The sequence below is a fragment of the Ectopseudomonas toyotomiensis genome (assembly GCF_017167985.1).
GTDB classification, from domain to species: domain Bacteria; phylum Pseudomonadota; class Gammaproteobacteria; order Pseudomonadales; family Pseudomonadaceae; genus Aquipseudomonas; species Aquipseudomonas toyotomiensis.
The window spans coordinates 3,783,646-3,807,440 of sequence record NZ_CP070505.1 but is presented as its reverse complement, the minus strand read 5'-3'; the positions used below and the strand labels follow the sequence as shown (position 1 = coordinate 3,807,440).

The 23,795-nt window shown below is 64.1% G+C and carries 23 protein-coding genes and 3 riboswitches; of the genes, 16 read left to right on the top strand and 7 right to left on the bottom strand.

Annotated elements, in window-relative coordinates; translation table 11 throughout:
- Nucleotides 1-2: 2 nt before the first annotated feature.
- Entirely contained in the window at nucleotides 3-704 is a 702-nt protein-coding gene (locus JWV26_RS17545; RefSeq protein ID WP_024307362.1) for an ABC transporter ATP-binding protein, read from the top strand.
- A 159-nt stretch (nucleotides 705-863) separates the two neighbouring features.
- Complete coding sequence (locus JWV26_RS17540) at nucleotides 864-1,724, top strand: DUF6279 family lipoprotein (protein WP_196455795.1); 861 nt, start codon at nucleotides 864-866, stop codon at nucleotides 1,722-1,724.
- 19 nt (nucleotides 1,725-1,743) lie between these two features.
- Here the strand turns inward: JWV26_RS17540 and ung are convergent, their stop codons facing one another.
- Nucleotides 1,744-2,433, bottom strand: coding sequence for a uracil-DNA glycosylase (ung, locus tag JWV26_RS17535; protein ID WP_045734432.1), 690 nt, complete (start codon nucleotides 2,431-2,433; stop codon nucleotides 1,744-1,746).
- Nucleotides 2,434-2,571: 138 nt separating this feature from the next.
- Between ung and JWV26_RS17530 the strand changes: the two genes are divergently transcribed.
- On the top strand, nucleotides 2,572-3,384 hold the full coding sequence (locus tag JWV26_RS17530; protein ID WP_196455794.1) for an HDOD domain-containing protein: 813 nt from the start codon (nucleotides 2,572-2,574) through the stop codon (nucleotides 3,382-3,384).
- A gap of 98 nt (nucleotides 3,385-3,482) precedes the next feature.
- The gene (locus JWV26_RS17525; RefSeq protein ID WP_017677852.1) at nucleotides 3,483-3,896 is read left to right on the top strand and encodes a PaaI family thioesterase; all 414 of its coding nucleotides are present in this window, start codon (nucleotides 3,483-3,485) and stop codon (nucleotides 3,894-3,896) included.
- Nucleotides 3,897-3,907: 11 nt separating this feature from the next.
- Here JWV26_RS17525 and JWV26_RS17520 read toward each other — a convergent pair whose 3' ends face one another.
- Nucleotides 3,908-4,783 carry an AraC family transcriptional regulator gene (locus JWV26_RS17520; RefSeq protein WP_420890302.1) on the bottom strand — a complete coding sequence of 292 codons (876 nt, stop codon included), beginning with the start codon at nucleotides 4,781-4,783 and terminating at the stop codon, nucleotides 3,908-3,910.
- Nucleotides 4,784-4,912: 129 nt separating this feature from the next.
- On the opposite strand from JWV26_RS17520, the gene JWV26_RS17515 reads away from it, so the two are divergent.
- From JWV26_RS17515 to mmsB, 6 genes are all read left to right on the top strand, one after another.
- Entirely contained in the window at nucleotides 4,913-6,409 is a 1,497-nt protein-coding gene (locus JWV26_RS17515; RefSeq protein ID WP_206417444.1) for a CoA-acylating methylmalonate-semialdehyde dehydrogenase, read from the top strand.
- A gap of 97 nt (nucleotides 6,410-6,506) precedes the next feature.
- Nucleotides 6,507-7,754: an ABC transporter substrate-binding protein gene (locus JWV26_RS17510; RefSeq protein ID WP_206417443.1), complete on the top strand. Its 1,248-nt coding sequence runs from the start codon at nucleotides 6,507-6,509 to the stop codon at nucleotides 7,752-7,754.
- A 6-nt stretch (nucleotides 7,755-7,760) separates the two neighbouring features.
- A complete protein-coding gene (locus JWV26_RS17505; protein WP_206417442.1) occupies nucleotides 7,761-8,924 on the top strand; it encodes an acyl-CoA dehydrogenase family protein in 1,164 nt (387 codons plus the stop codon).
- Between the two features lie 78 nt (nucleotides 8,925-9,002).
- On the top strand, nucleotides 9,003-9,821 hold the full coding sequence (locus tag JWV26_RS17500; protein ID WP_072422694.1) for an enoyl-CoA hydratase: 819 nt from the start codon (nucleotides 9,003-9,005) through the stop codon (nucleotides 9,819-9,821).
- Between the two features lie 53 nt (nucleotides 9,822-9,874).
- On the top strand, nucleotides 9,875-10,978 hold the full coding sequence (locus JWV26_RS17495) for an enoyl-CoA hydratase/isomerase family protein (RefSeq protein ID WP_206419229.1): 1,104 nt from the start codon (nucleotides 9,875-9,877) through the stop codon (nucleotides 10,976-10,978).
- Between the two features lie 129 nt (nucleotides 10,979-11,107).
- A complete protein-coding gene (gene mmsB, locus JWV26_RS17490) occupies nucleotides 11,108-11,992 on the top strand; it encodes a 3-hydroxyisobutyrate dehydrogenase (RefSeq protein WP_206417441.1) in 885 nt (294 codons plus the stop codon).
- A 129-nt stretch (nucleotides 11,993-12,121) separates the two neighbouring features.
- On the opposite strand, the gene JWV26_RS17485 is transcribed toward mmsB, so the two are convergent.
- Nucleotides 12,122-12,367, bottom strand: coding sequence for a DUF1145 domain-containing protein (locus tag JWV26_RS17485; protein WP_206417440.1), 246 nt, complete (start codon nucleotides 12,365-12,367; stop codon nucleotides 12,122-12,124).
- A 144-nt stretch (nucleotides 12,368-12,511) separates the two neighbouring features.
- On the bottom strand, nucleotides 12,512-14,299 hold the full coding sequence (locus JWV26_RS17480; RefSeq protein ID WP_206417439.1) for an alkyl/aryl-sulfatase: 1,788 nt from the start codon (nucleotides 14,297-14,299) through the stop codon (nucleotides 12,512-12,514).
- Between the two features lie 97 nt (nucleotides 14,300-14,396).
- Here JWV26_RS17480 and JWV26_RS17475 point away from each other — a divergent pair, with 97 nt between their 5' ends.
- Nucleotides 14,397-15,317 (top strand): LysR family transcriptional regulator, encoded by a 921-nt coding sequence (locus tag JWV26_RS17475; RefSeq protein WP_206417438.1) that lies wholly within the window; start codon nucleotides 14,397-14,399, stop codon nucleotides 15,315-15,317.
- Between the two features lie 7 nt (nucleotides 15,318-15,324).
- Here JWV26_RS17475 and JWV26_RS17470 read toward each other — a convergent pair whose 3' ends face one another.
- The gene (locus JWV26_RS17470) at nucleotides 15,325-15,747 is read right to left on the bottom strand and encodes a hypothetical protein (protein ID WP_206417437.1); all 423 of its coding nucleotides are present in this window, start codon (nucleotides 15,745-15,747) and stop codon (nucleotides 15,325-15,327) included.
- A gap of 233 nt (nucleotides 15,748-15,980) precedes the next feature.
- A riboswitch (guanidine-I (ykkC/yxkD leader) is annotated at nucleotides 15,981-16,098 on the top strand.
- A gap of 52 nt (nucleotides 16,099-16,150) precedes the next feature.
- On the opposite strand from JWV26_RS17470, the gene JWV26_RS17465 reads away from it, so the two are divergent.
- The 3 genes from JWV26_RS17465 (at nucleotide 16,151) to JWV26_RS17455 (ending at nucleotide 19,342) form a co-directional block, all read left to right on the top strand.
- The gene (locus JWV26_RS17465; RefSeq protein ID WP_072422700.1) at nucleotides 16,151-17,212 is read left to right on the top strand and encodes a putative urea ABC transporter substrate-binding protein; all 1,062 of its coding nucleotides are present in this window, start codon (nucleotides 16,151-16,153) and stop codon (nucleotides 17,210-17,212) included.
- A gap of 171 nt (nucleotides 17,213-17,383) precedes the next feature.
- A riboswitch (guanidine-I (ykkC/yxkD leader) is annotated at nucleotides 17,384-17,484 on the top strand.
- A 185-nt stretch (nucleotides 17,485-17,669) separates the two neighbouring features.
- Nucleotides 17,670-18,485: an ABC transporter permease gene (locus tag JWV26_RS17460; RefSeq protein ID WP_206417436.1), complete on the top strand. Its 816-nt coding sequence runs from the start codon at nucleotides 17,670-17,672 to the stop codon at nucleotides 18,483-18,485.
- Between the two features lie 41 nt (nucleotides 18,486-18,526).
- Nucleotides 18,527-19,342 carry an ABC transporter ATP-binding protein gene (locus tag JWV26_RS17455; protein ID WP_074913515.1) on the top strand — a complete coding sequence of 272 codons (816 nt, stop codon included), beginning with the start codon at nucleotides 18,527-18,529 and terminating at the stop codon, nucleotides 19,340-19,342.
- Nucleotides 19,343-19,457: 115 nt separating this feature from the next.
- Here the strand turns inward: JWV26_RS17455 and JWV26_RS17450 are convergent, their stop codons facing one another.
- Complete coding sequence (locus JWV26_RS17450) at nucleotides 19,458-20,390, bottom strand: hypothetical protein (protein WP_206417435.1); 933 nt, start codon at nucleotides 20,388-20,390, stop codon at nucleotides 19,458-19,460.
- Nucleotides 20,387-21,412 (bottom strand): isopenicillin N synthase family dioxygenase, encoded by a 1,026-nt coding sequence (locus JWV26_RS17445; protein ID WP_074913138.1) that lies wholly within the window; start codon nucleotides 21,410-21,412, stop codon nucleotides 20,387-20,389. Before JWV26_RS17445 ends, JWV26_RS17450 begins: the two co-directional genes overlap by 4 nt.
- A 333-nt stretch (nucleotides 21,413-21,745) precedes the next feature.
- Nucleotides 21,746-21,843: riboswitch (guanidine-I (ykkC/yxkD leader) on the top strand.
- Between the two features lie 68 nt (nucleotides 21,844-21,911).
- On the opposite strand from JWV26_RS17445, the gene JWV26_RS17440 reads away from it, so the two are divergent.
- Complete coding sequence (locus tag JWV26_RS17440; RefSeq protein WP_206417434.1) at nucleotides 21,912-22,979, top strand: putative urea ABC transporter substrate-binding protein; 1,068 nt, start codon at nucleotides 21,912-21,914, stop codon at nucleotides 22,977-22,979.
- 82 nt (nucleotides 22,980-23,061) lie between these two features.
- On the top strand, nucleotides 23,062-23,790 hold the full coding sequence (locus JWV26_RS17435; RefSeq protein WP_206417433.1) for an urea amidolyase associated protein UAAP1: 729 nt from the start codon (nucleotides 23,062-23,064) through the stop codon (nucleotides 23,788-23,790).
- Nucleotides 23,791-23,795 lie beyond the last annotated feature (5 nt).

Here is a 23,795-nt window from a genome sequence, read left to right as displayed (position 1 = left end):
CCATGCTCAGCTTCAACAACGTCTCAACCTTCTACGGCAAGATCCAGGCCCTGCACGACGTCAGCATCGAAGTGCAGAAAGGCGAGATCGTCACCCTGATCGGCGCCAACGGTGCCGGCAAGTCGACCCTGCTGATGACCCTTTGCGGCAACCCGCGCGCCACCAGCGGCAGCATCCGTTACTTGGGTGAAGAGCTGGTGGGCATGGATACCCCGGAGATCATGCGCAAGAGCATCGCCATCGTGCCAGAAGGCCGTCGCGTGTTCGCCCGCCTGACCGTCGAGGAAAACCTGGCCATGGGCGGCTTCTTCGGTGACAAGGCGGACAATCAGGAGCAACTGGACAAGGTACTGCACCTGTTCCCGCGCCTGAAGGAACGCTTCGCCCAACGTGCCGGCACCATGAGCGGCGGCGAGCAGCAGATGCTCGCCATCGGTCGCGCGTTGATGAGCAAGCCCAACCTGCTGCTGCTCGACGAGCCGTCGCTGGGTCTGGCGCCGATCATCATCCAGCAGATCTTCGACATCATCGAGCAACTGCGCAAAGATGGCGTGACCGTGTTCCTGGTCGAGCAAAACGCCAACCAGGCGCTGAAGCTGGCCGATCGCGGCTACGTGCTGGAGAACGGCCACATCGTCATGCAGGGTAGCGGCGAAGAGCTGCTCAACGACCCCAAGGTACGCGACGCCTACCTCGGCGGCTAAGCGATACCTGCTATATCGGAACCGCCCTTCGGGGCGGTTTCTTTTTGCCCGTGCATCGAATGCCCGCTTCGCTGAAGTCTTAAGCGGATATTTCCATCCTCTTGCATCAGGTTCGTCGAGTATTAGTCTCAAGTGCTCTGCCTTTGCGAGACTGCGTTCATGCGCAAATCCCTGCTTCTGCTACTGGTCACCACTGTGCTGCTCAGCGCCTGCAGCCGTGTCGGCCTGGCCTATCGCAACCTCGACTGGCTGATCCCCTGGAAACTGGGCGACTACGTAGCGCTGACCAGCGAGCAGAGCGCCTGGCTCAAACCCCAACTGCAGGAGCACCTCGCCTGGCATTGCAGCGTCGAGCTGCCGCGTTATCTCGACTGGCTGCAGCGCAGTCAGCAAGCGCTGAGCAGCCGCGACAGCGAACTGATGGACAGCCAGCTGGCCGACTTCGAACAGGCCATGCAGCGCATCGCCGTGGAAATAACCCCCAGCACCATCGAGCTGCTGCGTGGCCTCAGCCCGCGTCAGGTCGATCAGCTATTGGCGGCAATGGACGAGCAGAACGCCAAGCTGCGTGAAGAGTTTCTCGAGCCGCCGGTGCAGGAGCAGGCCAACCGGCGCGCCGAGCGCATGGAGGAGCGTCTGCAACCCTGGTTCGGCACCCTGAACGCCGAGCAGCGCGAGCGGGTGCAGAGCTGGGCACAGGGCCTGGGCGAGCAGAACCAGGTCTGGCTGGAAAACCGCATGGCCTGGCAGCAGGCTCTGCGTGAGGCGTTGGAAGTACGCCGTGGCGACGATTTCGCTGCGCGCATGACCGCCCTGCTGCAACAACGCGAGCGCTTCTACACCAAGGCCTACCAGGCCAGTTTTGATAAGAATCGTCAGGCCATGGCCGAGATGATCGTCGACCTGGTCGCCCTGGCCGACTCAAAACAGATGGAGCGAGCCGACAAGCGCTTGAAAAGCCTGCATGCCGACCTGGCCGCGCAGCAATGCACGGCTGATCAGGCAGTTGCGCGACGCTGAGCAGGCCTCGCAAGCGGGCTTAGAGCGCCGGTAAGCGCCAGTCGATGGGCGTCATGCCATTCTGGCTGAGGAACTGGTTGCAGCGGCTGAAATGGCCATTACCAATGAAACCGCGATGCGCCGACAGCGGCGACGGATGCGGTGAACGCAGCACCAGGTGCTTGGTCGGGTCGATCAGGCGCTGTTTGCTCTGCGCATGGCTGCCCCAGAGCAGGAACACCAGTTTGGGCTGATGCTCGCTGACCACCTCGATCACCCGGTCGGTAAAGAACTGCCAGCCCTTGCCCGCGTGCGAGCCGGCGTTGGCGCGCTCTACCGTCAGCGAGGTGTTGAGCAGCAGCACGCCCTGATCGGCCCAGCTCTGCAGGTAACCGTGCGCGGGGATGTCGATATTGAGGTCGCGCTTGAGCTCCTTGTAGATATTCACCAGCGACGGCGGCGTCTGCACGCCCGGCTGCACCGAGAAGCACAGGCCGTGTGCCTGACCGGGGCCGTGGTAAGGGTCCTGGCCGATGATCACTACCTTGACCTGATCCAGCGGCGTGGAGTTGAGCGCATTGAAGATCAATGGGCCCGGCGGATAGATTTCCTTGCCGGCCGCCTTCTCCGCCTGCAGGAACGCACGCAGCTCGCTCATGTAAGGCTTGTCGAACTCCTCACGCAGCGCGTGTTTCCAGCTGGCTTCGAGCTTGATGCGATCATCGGTCATGCGGTTTTCCTGCGGGTACAAAACGAGTGGAGGCACGCTAGAGAAGGCCGCAAGGCAAGTCAAGGAAGAGCTTGCCGGCAGGGCGAAGGATGCTTTGCTAGCCTTTCGGGAACCGTATCAATCGATGATGCCAAGCCGATGTCTCCCTCCACCGATACCCTGCGCATGGCGTTGCTCAACCGCTTCCTCAAGGGCGAAGCCAGGATTCCGCAGATGCCTGAAGCCGCCGTGCGCATCAGAAAGCTGTTGGACGACCCGCGCACCTCGCTGGAACAACTGACCCGCGTGATCACTGGCGACCCGCCGCTGGCCGCGTACCTGATGCAGTTCTCCAATACCCCTATGCTGCGCGGGGAGCGCTCCTGTAGCTCGCTGCGTGAACTGCTGAGCCGCCTTGGTACCCGCCAACTGGCGGACCTGGTGTTGGGCTTCAGCCTGCAAAACCTGTTCACCAGCTCCGAACCTGCGCTGCAGCAGGCATTTCGCACTCGTTGGCGCAATGCCAGGGAGCGCGCCGCCCACTGCGCAGTGCTGGCCCAGCGCACGGGCATGTCACTGGACGACGCCATGCTCGGCGGCTTGCTACAGGACATCGGCAGCCTGCCGCTACTTTCCGAGCTGGAGCACTGGCCGAACGTGCCGCGCGAGAGCGATACGCTGCACGAGCTATGCGATCAACTATCCGGGGATCTCGGCGCTCTGGTCCTGACCCGCTGGCAACTGCCCTCGGCGATCATCGAGTCCACCCGTCTTTACGGCCAGTGGCAGCGCGAGCATGACAGCGCTGCCGACCTGGCGGATCTGGTCCTGCTCGCCAGTGCCCTGCAGACGAGCAAGACGCTGCAGGGGCCGCTACCGGCGCAGGCAAAACTGGGCCTGGAGCAGCCGCTTGACGAACTGAGGCAGGAGCTGGCGGGCGAACTGCAATTGTGGAAGCGTCTGCTTGCCTGAAGTGCCTGCTATGCAGCCTCATCAGGCACATGGATGCAGCTTGTCCGCCCCCTGGAGCAGGTTGAGACTCTTCTGCACCGCCCGATGCAGGAGGTCATATGAGCGACTCGAACGGTATCAGCCGTGAACGCCTGGAGCAGGCGCTCGCCCACTCCACCTTTGCCCAACTGCTCGGCGCCGAACTGCTCGATTTTGCGCCGGGCCGGGTCAGTCTGCAGGTGCGCAGCCGTCCCGACCTGTGCCAGCACCATGGCTACATGCATGGCGCGGTGGTCGGTTTCATGGTCGACAGCGGCTGCGCCTGGGCAGCGGCGTCGATGGTCGGCGACGTGGTCACCAGCGAATACAAGCTCAACCTGCTCGCCCCGGCGCTCGGCGAACGCCTGCTGTGCCGCGCCGAGGTGCTCAAGGCCGGGCAGCGCCAGGCAGTCTGTCGAGCCGATGTGTTCGCCCTGAAGGATGGCCAGGAAAAGCTGGTGGCCACCGGGCTGGCGACCATCGCGCGGGTGTAGCAGGCGTGCGACTAGCCCTGATGCAGCGCCCGGTAATGACTGGGCGCCATGCCCACCACCTTGCGAAACAGCCGTGAGAAGTAATAGGGATCGTCGTAGCCAAGCTGCTCGGCGATCTGACGCACTTCGGCATCACCGCGGTCGAGCAGGCGGCAGGCCAGGGCCATCTTCAACTGGATGAAATCCTGGATCGGCGCATGGCCGGTCAGCGCGCGGTAGGTCTTGGCGAAGTGAAAGCGTGACAGCCTGAACTGTGCAGCCAGCTCATCGAGGTTGAGGCTGCCGTGCAGGTGCGCGCGCATCACCGCCTGCACCGCCTCGATATCCAGCACGCGGCCGGACTTGAGGTTGGCCCGTGCAGGCAGCACCGCCAGGGAGCTGAGCATCGCCTGCAAACGGTGCGCGGCATGGATGAAGGGCAAGGCGTTGAGGCCCTGACGCTGCAAACCCAACAACGCCTCGAAATCGCCGATCAATCTGGGTTGCACGCCGATACGCCGCAGCGTCTGCGCGCCCAGCATACGCAGAAAGTCCTCGCTGAGACTACCGTCGAAGTGCACCCAGTAAATCGTCCAGGGCTTTTGTCCATTGGAGCCATAGGCATGCGGCGCGTCCTTGGGCAGCAGCAGCAGATCGCCAGCAGCAACCTCGAATCGTCCATTCGCCACGTCCAGCCAACCACTTCCTGAGCGGCAATAGATCAGCAGATGATCGTCAGGTTGCAGGCGTCGCATCTGGTGCCCGGCCGCTTCCGGATAGAAGCCGATGGCCAGCGGATAGCAACCAGAGCTGAGCACATGGCGCGCCAGCAGGCGGCGCAGGCGCGGCGGAGTGATGAAGCGCTGCCCACCGACGGGCAACGGCCAATTGGAGGTTTCCACCCGCATCCTCACTGCATCACTCTTTTGCATCCCGATCGAATGACAAGATCGTCCATCCCAAAACCAAGATCGTCAATCCACAAGCGAACATCGAATGGCTATAAAGAGTCCATACAAGAACAACAGGAGGCGACCATGCCCCGCACGCTACCGCAATTGATCGACGGCCAATGGCAAACCAGCCAGGCTCGTGAGCTGATCGAAGTCACCGACCCGGCCACTCAGGAGGTGATCGCCCTCGCCCCCAAGGCCACCGCCGAGGAAATCGATGCCGCAGTGGCCAGTGCGCAGAAAGCCTTCCTCGCCTGGCGCGAAGTACCGGTATCGGAGCGCGCCCGCCTGATGCTGCGTTATCAGCACCTGCTCAAGGAGCATCACGACGAGCTGGCGGAGATTCTCGCAGCGGAAACCGGGAAGACCTTCGCCGACGCCAAGGGCGACGTCTGGCGCGGCATCGAGGTGGCCGAGCATGCCGCCAATATCGCCAGCCTGATGATGGGCGAGACGGTGGAGAACGTCGCCCGCGAGATCGACACCGCCAGTTGGATCCAGCCGCTGGGCGTGTGCGTCGGCATCACCCCGTTCAACTTCCCGGCGATGATTCCGTTGTGGATGTTTCCGCTGGCCATCGCCTGCGGCAATACCTTCATTCTCAAACCCTCGGAACAGGATCCGATGACGCCCAATCGTCTGGCCGAACTGTTCCTCGAAGCCGGCGCGCCGGCTGGCGTGCTGCAGGTGCTGCATGGCGGCCGTGAGCAAGTCGATGCGCTGCTGGTGCATCCGCAGGTACGCGCGGTGTCCTTCGTCGGTTCGGTGACGGTGGGCCAGCACGTCTATCGCACCGGCACCCAGCATTTGAAACGGGTGCAGGCCTTCGCCGGGGCCAAGAACCATATGGTGATCATGCCTGACGCACCGAAGGATCAGGTGCTCAGCAACCTGCTCGGCGCCAGTTGTGGTGCGGCCGGGCAGCGCTGCATGGCAATCAGCGTGGCAGTGTTCGTCGGCGAATCGAAACAGTGGATCGATGAGCTGGCCAAGCAGATGGCCGCACTGCGTCCTGGCCACTGGCAGGACAGCGGCGCCGCCTACGGCCCACTGATCAGCCCGCAGGCACGCCAGCGCGTGCTGCGCCTGATCGAACAGGGCAAGGCCGAAGGCGCCGAATGCCTGCTCGACGGTTCGCAGTGCACGGTGGAGGGGTATCCGAATGGCAACTGGGTCGGGCCGACACTGTTCCGTGGCGTGACGACGAAGATGGGCCTGTACCGCGAAGAAATCTTCGGCCCGGTGCTGGTGTGCATGCAGGTCGACACCTTGGAAGAGGCCATCGCACTGGTCAACGCCAGCCCTTACGGCAACGGCACCAGCCTGTTCACCCGCTCCGGCGGCGCTGCGCGGCATTTCCAGCATGCCGTGGAAGTTGGCCAGGTGGGCATCAACGTACCGATCCCGGTGCCGTTGCCGTTCTTCTCCTTCACCGGCTGGAAGGGCTCGTTCTACGGCGACCTGCACGCCTACGGTAAGCAGGCGGTGCGTTTCTATACCGAGACCAAGACGGTGACCAGCCGCTGGTTCGACGACGCGCCGCTCGGCGATGGCCCGAACATGACTATTCAGCTGAAATGAGAACTGGGTGATGCTTTCTTAGACTAATAGACGATCACTCGAACTGGACGAGCGGCGTAAAACAGTTCTCTGCAGAACAAAAACAAGGAGAACTGCAATGCGCCACCTGTCCGCCACGCTGGCCCTGTGGGCCGCACTTACCGCCTGTGCGCAGGCTGCCGAGCCGATCACCCTCGGCCTCAACTATCCGCGCACCGGACCATACAAGGAGGAGGGATTGGCGCAGATGCGTGGAGCCCTGCTGGCCATCGATGAAATTAACGCCGCTGGCGGTGTGCTGGGCCGGCCCTTGCGCCTGTCCAGCAAGGACACCGCCTCGCGTCCGGCCAAGGCCGAGAAGAACGTCGACAAGCTGGCCGCCGAGGGCGCGGCGATGCTCTTCGGCGGCTCCTCCAGCGCGGTCGCCATCGCTGCCGGTAAGCGTGCCAGGCAGCACGGTCTGCTGTACTTCGGCACCCTCACCTACTCCAACGACACCACCGGCAAGGATGGCCATCGCTACATGTTTCGCGAGTGCAACAACGCCTGGATGAGCGCCAAGGTACTCGGCCAATACCTGAGCAAGACCCTGCCGAACAAGCGCTACTTCTATGTCACCGCCGACTATACTTGGGGCCACACCAGCGAGGCGTCGCTGCGCCAGGCCACCGCCACCGACAATGCCGCCCAGCACGCCAGCGTACGCATCCCCTTCCCGGGTGCGCGCCTGGCCGACTACCAGGACGCACTGACCCAGGCCGCCGCCAGCAACGCGGAGATCCTCGCCCTGGTGCTGTTCGGTGAGGACCTGGTACGCGCCATGCGCGTCGCCAAGGATCTTGGCCTGACCGAGCGTATGCAGATCGTCGCGCCGAACCTGACCCAGAGCATGGTCGAACAGGCCGGTCCCAACCTGATGGCAGGCGTGATCGGCACCGAGCCCTGGACCTGGCGCGTGCCGGCGCTGGAAAAATCCGCGCGCGGCCAAGCCTTCGTCGAAGCCTTCAAGGCCCGCTACGAGATGTACCCATCCAGCTCCGCCGCCTCGGCCTACAGCATCGTTCAACAGTGGGCCGACGCCGCTACGCGAGCCAGGAGCCTCGACAGCGAAGCGCTGATCAAGGCGCTGGAAGGCCACCGCTATACCTTGCTCAAAGACGAACAACAATGGCGTGCCTTCGACCACCAGAACCTGCAGACGGTCTACGCGGTAAAGGTCAAGCCGCGCGACGAGGTACTCAAGGACCCGCTCAAGCAGGACTACTTCGAAATCGTCGACCGCCTCGATGCCAGCAGCGCGCTGCCCAGCCTCGCCGAGTGGCAGGCCGAGCGCCGCGCTGGCGGCCAACCCCTGACCTTGCAATGAGATGCCATGGACTTCGAATTCAGTGATGAACAACGTCTTCTGACCGACAGCGCCCGTGCCTTCGCCGCGCGGGAGCTGACGCCCCACGCCGCCGAGTGGGATCGCGAGCAACAGTTTCCCGTCGAGGTGATTCGCCGTGCTGCCGAACAGGGCTACCTGGCCCTGTATCTGCGCGAAGAGGATGGCGGCCTGGGCCTGTCCAGGCTGTCCAGCTCACTGATTTTCGAACAACTGGCGGCTGGCTGCGTGGCCACCACCGCCTACCTGACCATCCACAACATGGCCACCTGGATGCTCGCCAGCTTCTCCGACCAGGCACTGAAAGATGCCTGGTTGCCGGGGCTGATCAACGGCCAGTCGCTGGCCTCCTACTGCCTGACCGAACCGGACGCTGGCTCGGACGCCGCCCACCTGCGCACCCGAGCGCGGCGCGACGGCGGCGACTACGTGATCGATGGCAGCAAGTGCTTTATCTCCGGTGCGGGAAGCACACAGGTACTGATCGTCATGGCGCGTACCGGCGAGGATGGTGCCAAGGGTATTTCCTGCTTCCTGGTACCTGCCGATGCGCCCGGCGTACGTTACGGACGCAACGAGGACAAGATGGGCTGGAAGGCGCAGCCGACCCGCACCATCACGTTCGAAGGTGTGCGCATCCCTGCCAACAATCGTATCGGCCCTGAAGGCGAAGGTTTCGTCTACGCCATGAAGGGGCTCGACGGCGGCCGTTTGAATATCGCCAGCTGTTCGCTCGGCGCGGCTCAGGCGGCGCTGGAGCAAAGCCTGCGCTATGTCGAGGAGCGCAAGCAATTCGGCAAGGCACTCAGCGAATTTCAGGCTCTGCAGTTCAAGCTGGCCGATATGCTCACCAGCCTGACCGCCAGCCGGCAGATGGTGCGGCTGGCCGCACACAAGCTCGACCACGGCCACGGCGAGGCCAGCCTCTACTGCGCGATGGCCAAGCGCTTCGCCACCGACCAGTGCTTCGACGTGTGCAACGAAGCGCTGCAACTGCATGGTGGCTACGGCTATCTGAATGACTATCCGCTGGAACGCTGGGTACGCGACGCCCGCGTGCACCAGATACTGGAAGGTACCAACGAGATCATGCGGGTGATCGTCGCCCGCCGCCTGTTTCTGCAGGGCGGCATGCTCGATCGCCTGTTGTAGTAACCACGATATGTAGGAACGCGCGATGTTCGCGAGCAGAGCTCGCTCCTACAGCAATGATCCGTATCGAGGACGACCATGAGTACAGCCATCGAAACCTACAAGTCCGGCATCTTCGACCTGACCCACAAGCTCACCGTGGAGAAGCATGGCCATACCGCGCTGATCACCATCAACCATCCACCGGCCAACACCTGGGACCGCGACTCGCTGATCGGTCTCAAGCAGGTGGTCGAGCACCTCAACCGTGACGACGAAGTGTATGCCCTGGTGGTGACAGGCCAGGGACCGAAGTTCTTCTCCGCCGGCGCCGACCTGAACATGTTCGCCGATGGCGACAAGGCCCGTGCCCGGGAGATGGCTCGGCGCTTTGGCGAAGCTTTCGAAACCCTGCGCGACTTCCGCGGCGTGTCCATTGCCGCGATCAACGGCTACGCCATGGGTGGCGGCCTGGAGTGCGCCCTGGCCTGCGATATCCGCATCGCCGAACGCCAGGCACAGATGGCCCTGCCGGAAGCCTCCGTGGGTCTGTTGCCCTGCGCCGGTGGCACCCAGGCCCTGCCCTGGCTGGTCGGCGAAGGCTGGGCCAAGCGCATGATCCTCTGTGGCGAACGCATCGATGCCGACACCGCCCTGCGCATCGGCCTTATAGAACAGATAGTGGATACCGGCGAAGCCCGTGGCACTGCCCTGCTGCTGGCGTCCAAGGTGGCGCGGCAAAGCCCGGTGGCGGTACGCACCATCAAGCCGCTGATCCAGGGCGCCCGTGAGCGTGGCGCCAACACCTGGCTGCCGGAGGAACGCGAGCGCTTCGTCGACCTGTTCGATGCCGACGACACCCGCGAGGGCGTCAACGCTTTTCTGGAAAAACGCGACCCGCAGTGGCGCAACAAATAACTCGCGGTTTCGCTCCGCCCGTAGGGTGCGCCGTGCGCACCGAGAATCCGATGATGAATGTCACCTTCGAAGAACGCCCCAGCCTGCATGGCTACCGCATCGGCATCGCCAGCCTGGACGCGGAGAAGAACCTCAACGCTCTCTCCCTGCCGATGATCGAAGCACTCGACGAACGCCTGAAGGCCTGGGCAGAAGACTCGACCATCGCCTGCGTGATGCTGCGCGGCAACGGCTCCAAGGCCTTCTGCGCTGGCGGCGATGTCGTGCAACTGGTCAATCAGTGTCGCGAACAGCCAGGCGAAATACCGGCCCTGGCACGACGTTTCTTCGCCGACGAATATCGCCTCGACCATCGCATCCACACCTACCCCAAGCCCTTCATCTGCTGGGCGCACGGCCATGTGCTGGGCGGCGGCATGGGCCTGATGCAGGGCGCCGGTATCCGTATTGTCACCCCGAGCAGCCGCCTGGGCATGCCGGAAATCAATATCGGCCTGTACCCGGATGTCGGCGGCAGCTGGTTCCTCGCTCGCCTACCGGGGCGCCTGGGCCTGTTCCTTGGCCTCACCGCCGCCAGCATCAATGCCCGCGATGCGCTGGACCTGAACCTGGCCGACCGCTGCCTGCGCGACGATCAGCAGGACGCCCTGCTCGAAGGCCTGGTGCAACTGAACTGGCGCGAGCAAGCCGACCTGCAACTGCACAGCCTGCTTCGTGCGCTGGAAAACGAAGCGCGCAGCGAGCTGCCGGCGGCCCAATGGTTGCCGCGCCGCGAGCGTATCGACGAGTTGCTCGACGTCGCCGACCTGCCCGCCTCCGTTCATGCCATCAGCGCCCTGCAGGCGGATGACGACGTCCTGCTCGCCCGCGCCGCCAAGACCCTGGCCCATGGCTGCCCGCTGACGGCGCACCTGGTCTGGGAGCAGATCCGCCGCGCCCGCCATCTGTCGCTGGCCGAGGTATTCCGCATGGAGTACGCCATGAGCCTGAACTGCTGCCGCCACCCGGAATTCCCCGAAGGCGTGCGTGCCCGCCTGATCGACAAGGATCAAACGCCGCATTGGCACTGGCCGGACGTGGCCGCAATCCCCGCCGCCGTGGTCGAAGCTCACTTCGCACCGGCCTGGGAAGGCGAACACCCATTGGCGAATCTGTAGGAAGCTGCGCCGACTCGGTCCGCACGGCGCACCCTACATGTAGCCCGGATGCGCTCCGGGAGAGCTCACAAGCAATCCTCGAACAATGACAATCGACGCGCGAAGCGCCCAATAGAAAGGAAAGCTGCCATGACCCAAACCGCCTTTATCGGCCTCGGCCACATGGGCCTGCCCATGGCCCGCAACCTGCTCCGGGCGGGCTATCCGCTGAAAGTCTTCGACCTGGTGCGCAGCGCCGTCGACACGCTGGCCGGCGAAGGTGCCGTGGCGGCCGATAGCGCCGCCGACGCCATCGATCAGGCAAAGGTGGTGATCAGCATGCTGCCAGCCAGCCGTCATGTGGAAGGCTTGTACCTGGGAGACGACGGCCTGCTTGCGCGGTTGCCCGCCGGCACACTGGTGATCGAGTGCTCGACCATCGCCCCGGAGTCCGCGCGCAAGGTGCACGCCGCCGCCCGCGAGCGCGGTATCGCTCTGCTCGATGCACCGGTATCCGGCGGTACCGGCGGCGCGGCAGCCGGCACCCTGACCTTCATGGTGGGTGGTGAAGCCCAAACGCTGGAGAAGGCCAGACCAATGCTCGCCACCATGGGCAAGAACATATTCCACGCCGGCCCGGAGGGCGCCGGCCAGGTAGCCAAGGTATGCAACAACCAGGTGCTCGCGGTGCAGATGATCGCCACCGCCGAAGCCATGGCCATGGGCGTGGCCAACGGCCTGAAGCCGGCCGTGCTGGCGGAGATCATGCGGCAGAGCTCCGGCGGTAACTGGACGCTGGAGAAGTACAACCCCTGGCCTGGGGTGATGGAAAACGCCCCTGCCTCGAAGGGCTACAGCGGTGGTTTCATGGCCGAGCTGATGACCAAGGACCTCGGCTTGGCCCAGGAAACCGCCAGCCACAGCGGCAACAGCACACCGATGGGCGCCCTGGCACTACAGCTCTACCGCCTTCTGCTCAAGCAGGGCAAAGGCAAGCAGGACTTCTCGGTGGTGCAGCAGTTGTTCGTGCAATAGCGCGTTAATCGCCCGTAGGGTGCGCTGTGCGCATCAAGGCGTTTCCCGATAGAGCTGGTGCGCATGGCGAACCCTAAGGGTGCCGTCCCCCATCGTGGGGTGCGCCGTGCGCACCAGGGCCATCGGCATTCAGCGTAGCGTCTGCAGATGCAGCAGACCGAACAGCAGCATCTGCAGGCGCTGCCACCACAACAGCGGTAGGCCCCGCAGACGCGAGCCGAACAGCACCAGCTCGCCCACATGCGCCAGCAGCACCGCCAAGGCGCCCCAGGAGACCCAGCCGCCCAGCGGCGCGGCGAAGGGGTAGAAGAGATTGAGCAACGCCACCAGCCAGAACATGGCCAGGGCGCCCTTGGCGAAAGACAGCAGGTTCATTGTCAGCCTCCGAATGGATGAACCTGAAGTGTGACCGGGCGGTTGGCAGGAGACCGCCCTTCTTTCGATGGGAACGCCCCGTAGGAGCCGCGCCCCGCGGCGAATGGCTAACACAACGCCGCTCTTGCTGCTTCGAACCGAGGGCTAACGCAGCGTCAATCCGAACGCCTCGTCGGCGAAGTCGAAGCAATTGAGGAAGCGACGAATCTCCAGCAGGTTGCCGTCGACCTTCACATCGCCGAGCAGCGCGCCCTTGACCAGGCCACCTTCGCCGGTCAACAGAGTTTCCATGAAGCGCTTGTCCATGCTCAGGCGCAGAGCAGTGCCCTCGGGAATGCCCTTGTGCAGTTGCGCGACACCGCGCCGGACCTCCAGCGCCCACTGTTCGTCCACATCGGGGAAGCTGAAGCCCAGGGTCAGCTCGACATCGCCGGCCTTCTCCGGGTCGATACGCGTGACCCAGTTCTGCAGGAAACTCTGCGGAGTGAAGCTGCGCACCATGTCCGGCGAGAGGAACACCTTGCGCATCTCCACCGAGCGCTGGCGGATGGCGTCGCCGTCGAGCTTGCCCTCCAACTCCATGGCACTCATCAGGTACCAGTTGCGCCAATTGATGTTCATGCTGGCGTAGCCCAGCTTACGAAAGCTGCGCGCCTTGATCTCACGCGCCAGCGTGTCTTCGTGGTCGACGCGAATGGCGTGGCCGGCCAGCTCGGCGGCCCATTGGTAGTCGCCCTTGAGGTAGGCGTTGCCGGCCTCCAGCAGCAGCTTCTCGCGCCCGCCCATCATGGCGATCAGGCGCTCGGCCTTCTGCCGTGGCGGCGTCGGGTCGAGGTCCACCGGGTCACCCTGGAACCAGCCCAGGTAGCCGTTGTAGATCTGCCGCACGCTGTGCTTCACCGTGCCGTAGTACTCGCGCAGGTAGGGCGTGTAGCCCGCCAGGTGCGGCGGCAGCTTGACCTTCTCCACCAGCTCGTCCGGCGTCAGCCCCTTGTTCATCCAGCGCACGGTCTGGTCATGGATGTAGGCGATGCCGTCGCGGGTCATGCGCAGCACTTCCTCGACCTTGTCCTGGCCGCTGACGGGCCGACCATGCAGCGGCACCATGTACTCGGCCTGATAGGCGCGCAGCTTGTCCAGGCTCTCGACCCACTGCACCGGGTCGCGGAATTTGGTGCCACGCAGCGTGTGGATGTTCGGGAGGGTCGGCCCCTGATCGACCTCGGCACTGATCAGCACGCGATTGTCCGGCAAATACAGGATGATCTCGTCCGGTGCCTCGCTCGGCACATGCAAAAACTGCACATCGAGGCCGGCGATAGTGGTATCCAGGCGCTCGCCGAAGGTCACGGTCGGAGCAATGAAGGACGACGGCTCGGGCTTGGCCAACGGACCAATGCCACCATTCATGCCCTCCTGATCACTGGCCGGCAGGAAGGAACCGAAGCTGTACGCCGAACGTACGCCGAGAATCGGCCCGACCAGCGCGCCCTGCGCCACCACGTTCTGCAGCAGGGTCTCGTGGGCGTAGATCTGTACCTCGCCGCGCTCCACCTGTTCGCGGCTGACGAACGCCTGCACGCCGTTGATGTGATCCGGGTGGAAGTGGGTATAGACCACCGCCTTGACCGGCTTGTCGCTGAGCTTGCGGAACTCGGCCATGATCTTGCGCGACTCGCTGACCGACTCGCCGGTGTCGACGATGATCAGCCCCTGCGGCGCCTCGATCATCACCACGTTGCCCAGTTGCCAACCGACCGCGGAATAGACGTTGTCGGCAACACGATAGACCTGCTGCGCGAACACCTTGGTGTGGGCAGCCAGTTCGGCGTTGATGCTGGGTTCGATACGCTCGGCCGGCAGCTCGGCATAGGCGCTCAATGGCAGGGCGGCAGCCAGCAGCAGGCCGCTGAAGCGAGAGAATGGGCTCATGGCATTGGAAGGTCTTGTTGTTGAAGTGCTGGCAGGTTGGCAAAGGCCGTCCGATAATTCCAATGCATTCGAATAGACCATCCAATGCAGGAAGCGCATGAACGATCTACGCCAACTCCGCCACTTCGTCGCCCTCGCCGAACACCAACATTTCGCCCGCGCGGCAGCGGCCGTGCACCTCAGCCAGCCGGCGCTGAGCCGCAGCATCCAGGCGCTGGAAAGCCAGCTTGGCTGCACCCTGGTGGATCGCCACAGCCGCGGCGTCAGCCTCACCGCCCATGGCCACCTGGTGCTGGAACATGCACGCCGCCTGCTGGCTAGCAGCCTGGCGCTGAGCAACGCGGTCAATCAGCTGGGTAACCTGGAGGCCGGAGAACTACGCCTCGGCGCCGGTCCCTACCCGGCCGCGCGTCTGATACCGCAGGCGCTGGGGCAGTTGCTGCAACGTTATCCACGGGTGCAGGTGAAACTAGACATCGCCAACTGGCTGGAGCTGCGCGACAGCCTGCTGGACTCGACCATCGAGCTGTTCGTTGCCGATATCCGCGAATTGCAGGACGACGCGCAATTGCGCATCGAACCGTTGCGCGTGCATCAGGGCGTACTGTTCTGCCGCCCGGCTCATCCGCTGCTGCAGCGACGCAACCTGCAACTGCGCGACCTGCTCGATTTCCCTCTTGCCGGCACACAGCTGCCACAGGTGGTAGAACGCAGCCTGGAGCAGGCCAGCGGGCGAGCGCAGCCGTTGAGCGTGCAATGCGACAATTTCCTGGTGCTCAAGCGCCTGGTGGCCGACAGCGATGTGCTGAGCATGGCGCCCTGGGACGTGATCGCCGACGAAGTCGATAGCGGTCAGCTAGCCCTGCTGCCGCTGTTGCCTCAGGGCCTGCATCAGCATTCGGCCTATGGACTGGTCAGCCGCGCCGGCCACAGCCTGTCGCCAGCGGCGCAAGCCATGGTCACAGCGATTCGCCTGGTGGATGAACAGACGCCGCGCGCCGGGCACGCGGCGGATTGAGGGAGGCTTACCAGCGGCGCTCGCCGCTACGGCGTTGTTCGTTATTGCTGCGCCCGTTGGAGAAACGATGCTGCGTGTTGCGGCCTGCCTCCCAGCCGCGCTGAATCTGTCCACTGCGATGCTCCTGACGACGCTGGTCACGGCGATAGTCATGTCGCGGCTGCTGGTGCTTGTAGCCGTCGCGATACCGGCGATCGTGACCGTAGTGATGACGCGGCGGCGGCGCCGGTACGTAGCGCGGAGGAGCCGGATAGTAGTTATGCCGACGCTCCTCGTAGTAGTAGCGTGGCGGCGGGTAGTAGTCGCGTCGGTGGCTGTCGTAGTAACTATAGCCATGGCCGTGGTGATAACCACGGTCGTAGCCATCGCCATAAACGGCGCAACCGGAAAGCATCAAGAGCAAGGCGGAAAACAGCATCTTGTAGGGCATGGCGGCCTCCTGTGACCGCTGGGACGACGCCGACCGATGTCGACCTCCGGGATGGTGATCCCTGAGGCATCAGACAGCGCCGTCCGCAACAGGTGCGATTCACTTCGTCGGCTGTGACCGACGGCGCAAAACCACAAGAGCACAGGACAATTGCCCTGTCGCTGGCATGGCATTCGCTTGCCCAGCGTCGCGGAAAGCCGATCCATGCACAGGATCGTCAGTGGTAGCGAATCGTAATGGCCGACTAGGGTTCCGGCTCGTCAAACGGCGAGTGGCTGGTCCGAGAGTGGGCGACCTCATGCAGCGGCGGGAAGCCGCGGGGTTACACGGCGGGACAAAAGCCCGGGAGAACGCGCAGCCAGGCTGCCGGCTTTCCCGCTTTCGTCCATGACCCGAGGTTTCCATGTCCATTCGCTCCCTGCTCACCGTCCTGCTCTGTGCCTGCCTGCTTGGCGCTCCGACAGCCCAGGCCGCGCCGAAAACCTTCAAGCTGTGCTGGTCGATATTCGCCGGCTGGATGCCCTGGGGCTACGCCGCCGAACAGGGCATCGTGAAGAAGTGGGCGGACAAGTACGGCATTGACATTCAGGTGCAGGAAGTGCCGGATTATGTCGCTTCCATCGAGCGCTACAGTGCCGGCCAGTTCGACGCCTGCAGCATGACCAACATGGACGCCCTGACCATTCCCGCCGCTGCCGGCAAGGACAGCACCGCGCTGATCATCGGCGACTTTTCCAATGGCGCCGACGCCCTGCTGCTGCGTGGCAGCGGCCAGAGAATCCAGGACCTGAAAGGCAAGAGCGTGCTGCTGGTGGAGAACTCGGTCTCGCACTACCTGCTCAGCCGCGCACTGGAGTGGGCCCTGCTCGATGAAAGCGACGTGACCATCATCAACGTCTCCGATACCGAAATCGCTGATGCCTTCCTCGCCGGCAAGGGCGACGCGGTGATCACCTGGAACCCGATCCTCTCCGAGATTCGGCGCAAGGCCGAGGTCAGCCAGGTGTTCAGCTCCAATCTGATTCCCGGTGAAATCCTCGACCTCACCGTGGTCAGCAGCCAGACCCTTGCCCAGCACCCGGAATTCGGCCGCGCGCTGACGGGCGCCTGGTTCGAGACCCAGCGTCTGCTCGGCCTGCCCACCCCGGCCGGTCGTGAAGCCCGAGCCAGAATGGCAGCCGCCGCCGACACCACCGCGGAAGACTTCGACGCCCAGTTGGGCACCCTGCGCTCGTTCTATTCGCCGCGCAGCGCGCTGAACTTCGCGCGCACCGGCAAGCTGCCGGACCTCATGCAACGGGTCGCGCACTTTGCCGATGCTCACGGCCTGCTGGGCAAGAGCGGCATGGGCCTGACCAATCTGGGTATCGAATTCAGTGGCGAGAAGACGCTGGGCAACCCGCAGCGCATTCTGCTGCGCTTCAACCATCGCTATATGGAACTGGCCGCCGATGGGGCGCTGTAACGCCCCATCGCACAGCAGGCGCACCACGATCCGCACCAATAACGCGCACTCACCGCGATGAGCGACGACGAAACCCGCCAGCTAGGCGCCTCGACTAGCTGGCACGATGTTCGCTACGGACCCTGCGTGCAGGAACAACCCGGCTCGCCGGGATCGCGGCACCACAATTTGCCAATAGCCGGCTAGGGTTCCGGCTCGCCACAGGCGAGCGACTGGTCCGAGAGCTAGCGACCTCCAGCGAGGTTACACGGCGGGACAAAAGCCCGGGAGAACGCGCCCCATCCGTGGGGAACCGCCGCGAACTCCTGCCCGCCCCTGTCAAACTGGAGGTTCATCATGGGTACGCCCCACTCGCACCAGCGGCAACCAGCCGTCCCCCCCAAAGGCCCGAAACCAGCGCGCTCTTGCGCCTGCTAGCTGCGCACGCATTTCGTTCCAGGCCCGACGAGGACTATCCATGCGCCTGATCAACCGCCACCCGGATCGCAGCAGCCGCCTGCTGCTGATCCTGCTGCCCTTCGCCCTGCTGCTGTTCGTCTATTTCAGCGCCTCGACCAGTCGCCTGGCCGAGAACCCCAACGACAAGCTGCTGCCCAGCGCCAGCCAGATGGTCGATGCCATCGACCGCCTGGCATTCACCGAGGACAAACGCAGCGGCCAGTACCTGTTCTGGCAGGACACCGCCTCCAGCCTGCAACGCCTGGGGCTGGGCCTTGGCATCGCCGCGCTGCTGGGGCTGGTGCTGGGCATCGCCGCCGGTAGCGTGCCGCTGTTCGGCGCACCGCTGTCGCCGCTGCTCACGGTGCTGTCGATGATTCCGCCGCTGGCGATCCTGCCGATCCTGTTCATCGTCTTCGGCCTGGGTGAGCTGTCCAAGGTGATGCTGATCGTCATCGGCATCACCCCCTGCATCGCTCGTGACATCGAACAGCGTGCCCGCGAGATTCCCAGCGAGCTGCTGATCAAGGCGCAGACCCTGGGCGCCAACTCCTGGACGCTGATCCTGCGCCTGGTGCTGCCGCAACTGATGCCACGCCTGCTGATCTCGCTGCGCCTGATGCTCGGTTCGGCCTGGCTGTTTCTGATCGCCGCTGAAGCCATCGCGTCGACCGACGGCCTCGGTTACCGCATCTTCCTGGTACGTCGCTACATGGCCATGGACGTGATCCTGCCCTACGTCGTATGGATCACCCTGCTGGCCTGGCTGATGGATCTGGGCCTGCGCCAGGTGCTGCGCCTGTGCTTCCCCTGGCATGAAGGAGGCAAGGCATGACCCTGTTCAGCCAACATATCGTCCCGCTAAGTGAACCTGCCATGAGCGACTCCAGTACGGCCCCCGCAAGCACAGGGAAAACCGCCTTTATCGAAGCGCGCAACCTGTGGCAGGAATACGGCGACCTGGTGGTGCTCGAACGCCTCAACCTCAAGGTCGACGAGGGTGAGTTCTGCACCCTGGTCGGCGCCTCCGGCTGTGGCAAATCGACCTTTCTGCGCATGCTGCTCGGCCAGGAACGTCCGAGCCGTGGCGAGCTGCTGCTGGGCGGCCAGGCGCTGCCCAACGAGCCCGATCCGAGCCGTGGCGTGGTGTTCCAGCGCTACTCGGTGTTCCCCCATCTGAGCGTGCTGGACAACGTCGCCCTGGGCCTGGAACTGCCGAAGTCGAAGCTACTGGGTCGATTGTTCGGCGCGGCCAAGCGCGAAGCCCGCGAACGCGCTGCGGAAATCCTCACCAAGGTCGGCCTCGGCCATGCCCTGAACAAGTACCCCAGCGCGCTTTCGGGTGGCATGCAGCAACGCCTGGCCATCGCCCAGGCGCTGGTGATGCAACCGCGCATGCTGCTGCTCGACGAGCCGTTCGGCGCCCTCGACCCCGGCATCCGCAAGGACATGCACGCACTGCTGCTGGAGCTGTGGCAGGAAACCCGCCTGACCGTGTTCATGGTCACCCACGACCTGTCCGAAGGCTTCAGCCTCGGCACCCGTCTGCTGGTGTTCGACAAGGTGCGCCACGACCCGCAGGCGCCCAACGCCTACGGCGCGCGGATCACCTATGACATCCCGCTCAACGCGGCACGCCGGGCGCAGGTGCAATTGCCCAGCGAGCTGGCCGAGCGTATTGCCAGCCGCTGATTGAGCGGCAATTTCGGTGCGCACGGCGCACCCTACGCAGCGCAAGTCGCGTGGTAACCCGTAGGGTGCGCCGCGCGCACCAACTGCGCCTCCGGCCGGGGAGGCGCAGCCTCCACTAGCTCAACACCTCGAGATAGCGCGACAGCGTTTCGCTCTCCGCGGCAAACCAGCGCTGCGCCTCGCCGGTAGTCGGCGTGGCGAGTTCCGCGCGCCAATCCGGCTCCAACGTATCGATGATGAACGTCCGCACCAACGCACGGCCGTCCGGGCGTTGCAGGTGCTGACAGACACGCCCTGCTCCCGGTAGTTCGAAGCCCTCCAGCGAAACCATCTGCCCCACCCGTGCCGGCATGGTGGACAACGCCACCTGGTAACACCCCTGCTGATCGGCGCAAGCCAGCGAGGTCTCGCAGTCGAACAGCGCAGCCAAAGTCTCACCATCACCCTGCGCCAGTTCGGCGCGCTCACGCAGTTGCAACGCTGACTCGCCAGGCTCTGCTCCCCGGCCATGCACCCAGCCAAGCCGGTCGCCGCAGAGAATCAGGCCACCGCCGCGCTGCAGCACCTGGCCGGTTTCGGCATCGCACTCCTCCAGCAGACGCAGGCCGATCAATGGCCCGCCGCTGGCCTGCAAACGCCAGTCCTCGACATAGGCGCCAGTGGTGCCGAACTCGATCATGCAATTGCCGATGCGCTGCAACTGCGCCGGCTCCGGCCAGCGGTTATGCAGTTGCAGGGACACGCCACCGTGCCAGCTCAAGTAGCCGTTCTCCCAAACACTATCGGCCACCCAGCCTTCATGGTTGGCAAGCTGGCGCAACTCGGCGGCTTCGTAGTCCTGCCATGCCCTTACCGGCAACGCGGGCGCATCCGGCAGGCGCAGGTCGACGGTGAAGGTGCGGCTTTGCAGCCAATGCACCTGGGTACGCTCGTCGCTGCGGCCATCGGCGAAGCTGATGGTGCGGCGACGAAAGTGCCCGAGCATCCAGTCCGGCACGCCGCCCTCGGCGCGCTGCGGGTAACGTTCAGCCAATTCCAGCAAGTTCATGCCGTCACCTCCCGGCGGCCTTGACCAAAGCTGGACAAACCCGCTGCACCATCGGGCAATTGCAGCGAACCATCCTCCAGCCGCTCGCGCAGATAGCGGAAGGTCTGCGCGGTCTGGGCGAACAGATGATCGCCACAGTTCACCGGCTCGTACACACGCTCACCGCGCGCCGGCAGGCCGGCAATTGGGGCGATGCGCGTCGGGTAGTCGCAGGCGCAGAACAACGGGAAGGCGAAACGCTCCTCGCTGACCTTGCGCACACGGTGCGAGGTGGCGATGAAATGGCCGTTGCTGAGCACCTCGAGCATGTCGCCGATGTTGATCACGAAGGCGTCCTCGACTAGCGGCACGTCGATCCACTGCCCGTCGCCGTTGAGCACTTGCAAGCCTTCGGCGGTAGGCAAGAGGATGGTGAAACACTCGTAGTCGGTGTGCGCGCCAATGCCTGGCCGGTCGGCCACCGGATCGGGATCGAGCGGGTAATGAATCATGCGCAGCTGGCTGGTGGGCTGCCGGGTGATGCCGGCGAAGGTGTCTTCGGCCAGCCCCAGCGCCAGGGCGAAGCCACGAAACAGCGTGTCGCCCAGTGCCAGCGCTGCCCGATAGTAGGCACTCACCTCGCGCTTGAAGTCCGCCGAGTCTGGCCACTGCGTTGGCCCCAGCAGCGGATAGACCTGGGCCGCTTCGGTGTAGTCGTAATTGACGTCGTAGGCCTCTTTCAGGTCCTTGCTGCCACCAACGAACTGCTCCTCGCCCTCCGGCACGTAGCCGCTGTGGTTACTCGACTGGCCGATATAGAAACGCATTTTCTCCTCCAGCGGGCGGGCGAAGAAGCGGCGCGCCTGGTCGATCAAGCCGTCGCGCAGATCACGCGAAATGCCATGCCCGGTGATCTGCAGAAAGCCCACCTCGCGGGCAGCTCGGCCGAGCTCATCGGCGACGCGCTGACGCTGGGTAGGGTCGTCGGCATACAGACCGGAAACGTCGATCAGAGGAATGGACGTGAAATGGGTATGCGCCATGGCAATCTCCCTTGAACAAGTGAGTTACCTGGTCGTCCAGACGAGCAGCGGGTCGGGTCGTCCCGAGGGCAGCAGCAAGGCCGCCCCTGCAACAGGGTCGATAGCGATTTCCATGCCACCGCCCGATGCCGCCAAGGCGCGATGCCACGAGCCAAATTGCCCCCGAACGGTGCAATGAACGCCGCTCAGGCCCCATCAGGCAGCACGCAAACTGCAAGCAGCATCACCCAAGCGCCCAGCCACGGGCCTCGGCGAGCTGGCACGCTATTCGCTAAAGCTTGGACGTGCAGGTTCTAACCGGGTTTTTCCCGGAATCGCGGCACCACAATTTGCGAAATGGATGACTAGGGTTCCGACTTGCCTGGCAAGTGCTGGTCCGAGAGTCATCGACCTCCAGTGAGGTTACACGGCGGGATAAAAGCCCGGGAGAACGCGCCTTTCGAACGATTCGAAACGTGCCGCGACTCCTGCCCGTACTCAACAAGACTGGAGGTTCCAAATGCGCAAGTACCGTCTGCTCTCCTTCGCCGCTGCCGGTCTGGCCGCGGTGCTCAGCTTCAGCGCTCATGCCGAGAAGAAAGACAGCTTCAGCGTCTGCTGGACGCTCTACGCCGGCTGGATGCCCTGGGGCCATGCCAGCACCTCCGGCATCATCGACAAATGGGCGAAGAAATACGGCATCGACATCGATGTCGTGCAGCTCAACGACTATGTCGAATCGATCAACCAGTACAGCGTTGGCCAGTTCGACGGCTGCACCATGACCAACATGGACGCCCTGACCATCCCTGCCGCCGGTGGTGTGGACAGCACCGCGCTGATCGTCGGTGATTACTCCAATGGCAACGACGGCCTGCTGATCAAGGGCGAGGGCAAGACCCTGGCCGACATCAAGGGCATGCAGGTCAACCTGGTGGAGCTGTCGGTTTCCCACTACTTCCTCGCCCGAGCGCTGGAGTCGGCAGGCATGAGCGAGCGTGACGTGACGGTGGTGAACACCTCCGACGCCGACATCATCGCCGCCTATACCACCCCCAGCGTGCAGGCTGCCGCCACCTGGAACCCGATGCTCGCCGAGATCATCGCCCAGCCCGGCAGCACCCAGGTATTCGACTCCTCGAAGATCCCTGGTGAAATCCTCGACATGATGGTGGTCAACACCCAGACCCTGAAGGACAACCCGGACTTCGGCAAAGCCCTGGTCGGCGCCTGGTTCGAGATTCTCGAACTGATGCAATCCGGCACGCCCGAAGCCACCGAAGCCCTGACCGAAATGGCCAAGGCCTCCGGCACCGACCTGGCCGGCTACCAGGCGCAACTGGCGACCACCAAGCTGTTCTACACGCCGAAGGAAACCCTGGACTTCGTCACCAGCCCGGCCCTGCCGGAGACCATGACCAAGGTCGCCAACTTCAGCTTCGAGCACGGCATCCTCGGTGAAGGCGCGCTCAGCGCCGACGCCATCGGCATGACCTTCGCGGGCGACGTGACTACCGGCGACAGCGCCAACATCAAGCTGCGTTTCGACCCGAGCTACATACAGATGGCTGTCGACGGCAAGCTCTGAAGCGTACTCCCCCACTCCCTCGCAACGATGATCAGGCGCCCCTGCCGGCGCCTGACGACCAGGCTTTGATCCCGAGGTACTCATGAACACTGCCCTCACTCTCCGTCCCACTCTCTATGAGGAAACTGTCCCCGGTGGCGGCCATACCTCCTTCATCCTCAAACGTGGCCAGCTGCTACGCATCACCGATATAGAAGGCGGCGCCAACGTCAGCCTGCTGCTGTTCAACGCCGCCGAAAAAAGCGAGCGCCTGAACCTTCCCGATACTTTGAAATGCCAACACACCGCCAAGCTCACCGCCGGCCACTGCCTGTACTCGGACATGGGCAAGGTGCTGGCGGCGATCACGGCCGATACCTGTGGCTGGCACGACAGCTTTGGCGGCGTGCTGAGCGCCGACGAAGTGCTGGAGAAATACGGCCAGGGCCGCTACCAGGAACTGCGCAATGGCTTCTTCCGCAACGGCATGGACAACCTGCTGGTGGAAATGGGCAAGTGGGACCTGAACCTGCTCGACCTGCTGATGAACCTCAACCTGTTCAGCCGCGTGGACGTCGACGCCGAAGGCGCCTTCCACTTCCAACCCGATAACAGCAAAGCCGGCGACTACATCGAGCTGTACGCACCAATGGACTGCCTGGTGGTGCTCACCGCCCTGCAGCACCCGATGGACCCCAACCTGCAGTACGCACCCAAGCCGGTGCAACTGGCCTGGAGCAAGGTCGACAGCGACGGCATCACCGTGCTCTGCCGCACCTCGCGCCCGGAAAACGGCCGGGGCTTCCACAACACCGAACGCCAGTACATCTGAGGGTG

Coding starts and splice junctions, on each gene's coding strand:
- JWV26_RS17545 (WP_024307362.1), top strand. CDS start 3: ATGCTCAGCTTCAACAACGTCTCAACCTTCTACGGCAAGATCCAGGCC.
- JWV26_RS17540 (WP_196455795.1), top strand. CDS start 864: ATGCGCAAATCCCTGCTTCTGCTACTGGTCACCACTGTGCTGCTCAGC.
- ung (WP_045734432.1), bottom strand. CDS start 2,433: ATGACCGATGATCGCATCAAGCTCGAAGCCAGCTGGAAACACGCGCTG.
- JWV26_RS17530 (WP_196455794.1), top strand. CDS start 2,572: ATGTCTCCCTCCACCGATACCCTGCGCATGGCGTTGCTCAACCGCTTC.
- JWV26_RS17525 (WP_017677852.1), top strand. CDS start 3,483: ATGAGCGACTCGAACGGTATCAGCCGTGAACGCCTGGAGCAGGCGCTC.
- JWV26_RS17520 (WP_420890302.1), bottom strand. CDS start 4,783: ATGCGGGTGGAAACCTCCAATTGGCCGTTGCCCGTCGGTGGGCAGCGC.
- JWV26_RS17515 (WP_206417444.1), top strand. CDS start 4,913: ATGCCCCGCACGCTACCGCAATTGATCGACGGCCAATGGCAAACCAGC.
- JWV26_RS17510 (WP_206417443.1), top strand. CDS start 6,507: ATGCGCCACCTGTCCGCCACGCTGGCCCTGTGGGCCGCACTTACCGCC.
- JWV26_RS17505 (WP_206417442.1), top strand. CDS start 7,761: ATGGACTTCGAATTCAGTGATGAACAACGTCTTCTGACCGACAGCGCC.
- JWV26_RS17500 (WP_072422694.1), top strand. CDS start 9,003: ATGAGTACAGCCATCGAAACCTACAAGTCCGGCATCTTCGACCTGACC.
- JWV26_RS17495 (WP_206419229.1), top strand. CDS start 9,875: ATGAATGTCACCTTCGAAGAACGCCCCAGCCTGCATGGCTACCGCATC.
- mmsB (WP_206417441.1), top strand. CDS start 11,108: ATGACCCAAACCGCCTTTATCGGCCTCGGCCACATGGGCCTGCCCATG.
- JWV26_RS17485 (WP_206417440.1), bottom strand. CDS start 12,367: ATGAACCTGCTGTCTTTCGCCAAGGGCGCCCTGGCCATGTTCTGGCTG.
- JWV26_RS17480 (WP_206417439.1), bottom strand. CDS start 14,299: ATGAGCCCATTCTCTCGCTTCAGCGGCCTGCTGCTGGCTGCCGCCCTG.
- JWV26_RS17475 (WP_206417438.1), top strand. CDS start 14,397: ATGAACGATCTACGCCAACTCCGCCACTTCGTCGCCCTCGCCGAACAC.
- JWV26_RS17470 (WP_206417437.1), bottom strand. CDS start 15,747: ATGCCCTACAAGATGCTGTTTTCCGCCTTGCTCTTGATGCTTTCCGGT.
- JWV26_RS17465 (WP_072422700.1), top strand. CDS start 16,151: ATGTCCATTCGCTCCCTGCTCACCGTCCTGCTCTGTGCCTGCCTGCTT.
- JWV26_RS17460 (WP_206417436.1), top strand. CDS start 17,670: ATGCGCCTGATCAACCGCCACCCGGATCGCAGCAGCCGCCTGCTGCTG.
- JWV26_RS17455 (WP_074913515.1), top strand. CDS start 18,527: ATGAGCGACTCCAGTACGGCCCCCGCAAGCACAGGGAAAACCGCCTTT.
- JWV26_RS17450 (WP_206417435.1), bottom strand. CDS start 20,390: ATGAACTTGCTGGAATTGGCTGAACGTTACCCGCAGCGCGCCGAGGGC.
- JWV26_RS17445 (WP_074913138.1), bottom strand. CDS start 21,412: ATGGCGCATACCCATTTCACGTCCATTCCTCTGATCGACGTTTCCGGT.
- JWV26_RS17440 (WP_206417434.1), top strand. CDS start 21,912: ATGCGCAAGTACCGTCTGCTCTCCTTCGCCGCTGCCGGTCTGGCCGCG.
- JWV26_RS17435 (WP_206417433.1), top strand. CDS start 23,062: ATGAACACTGCCCTCACTCTCCGTCCCACTCTCTATGAGGAAACTGTC.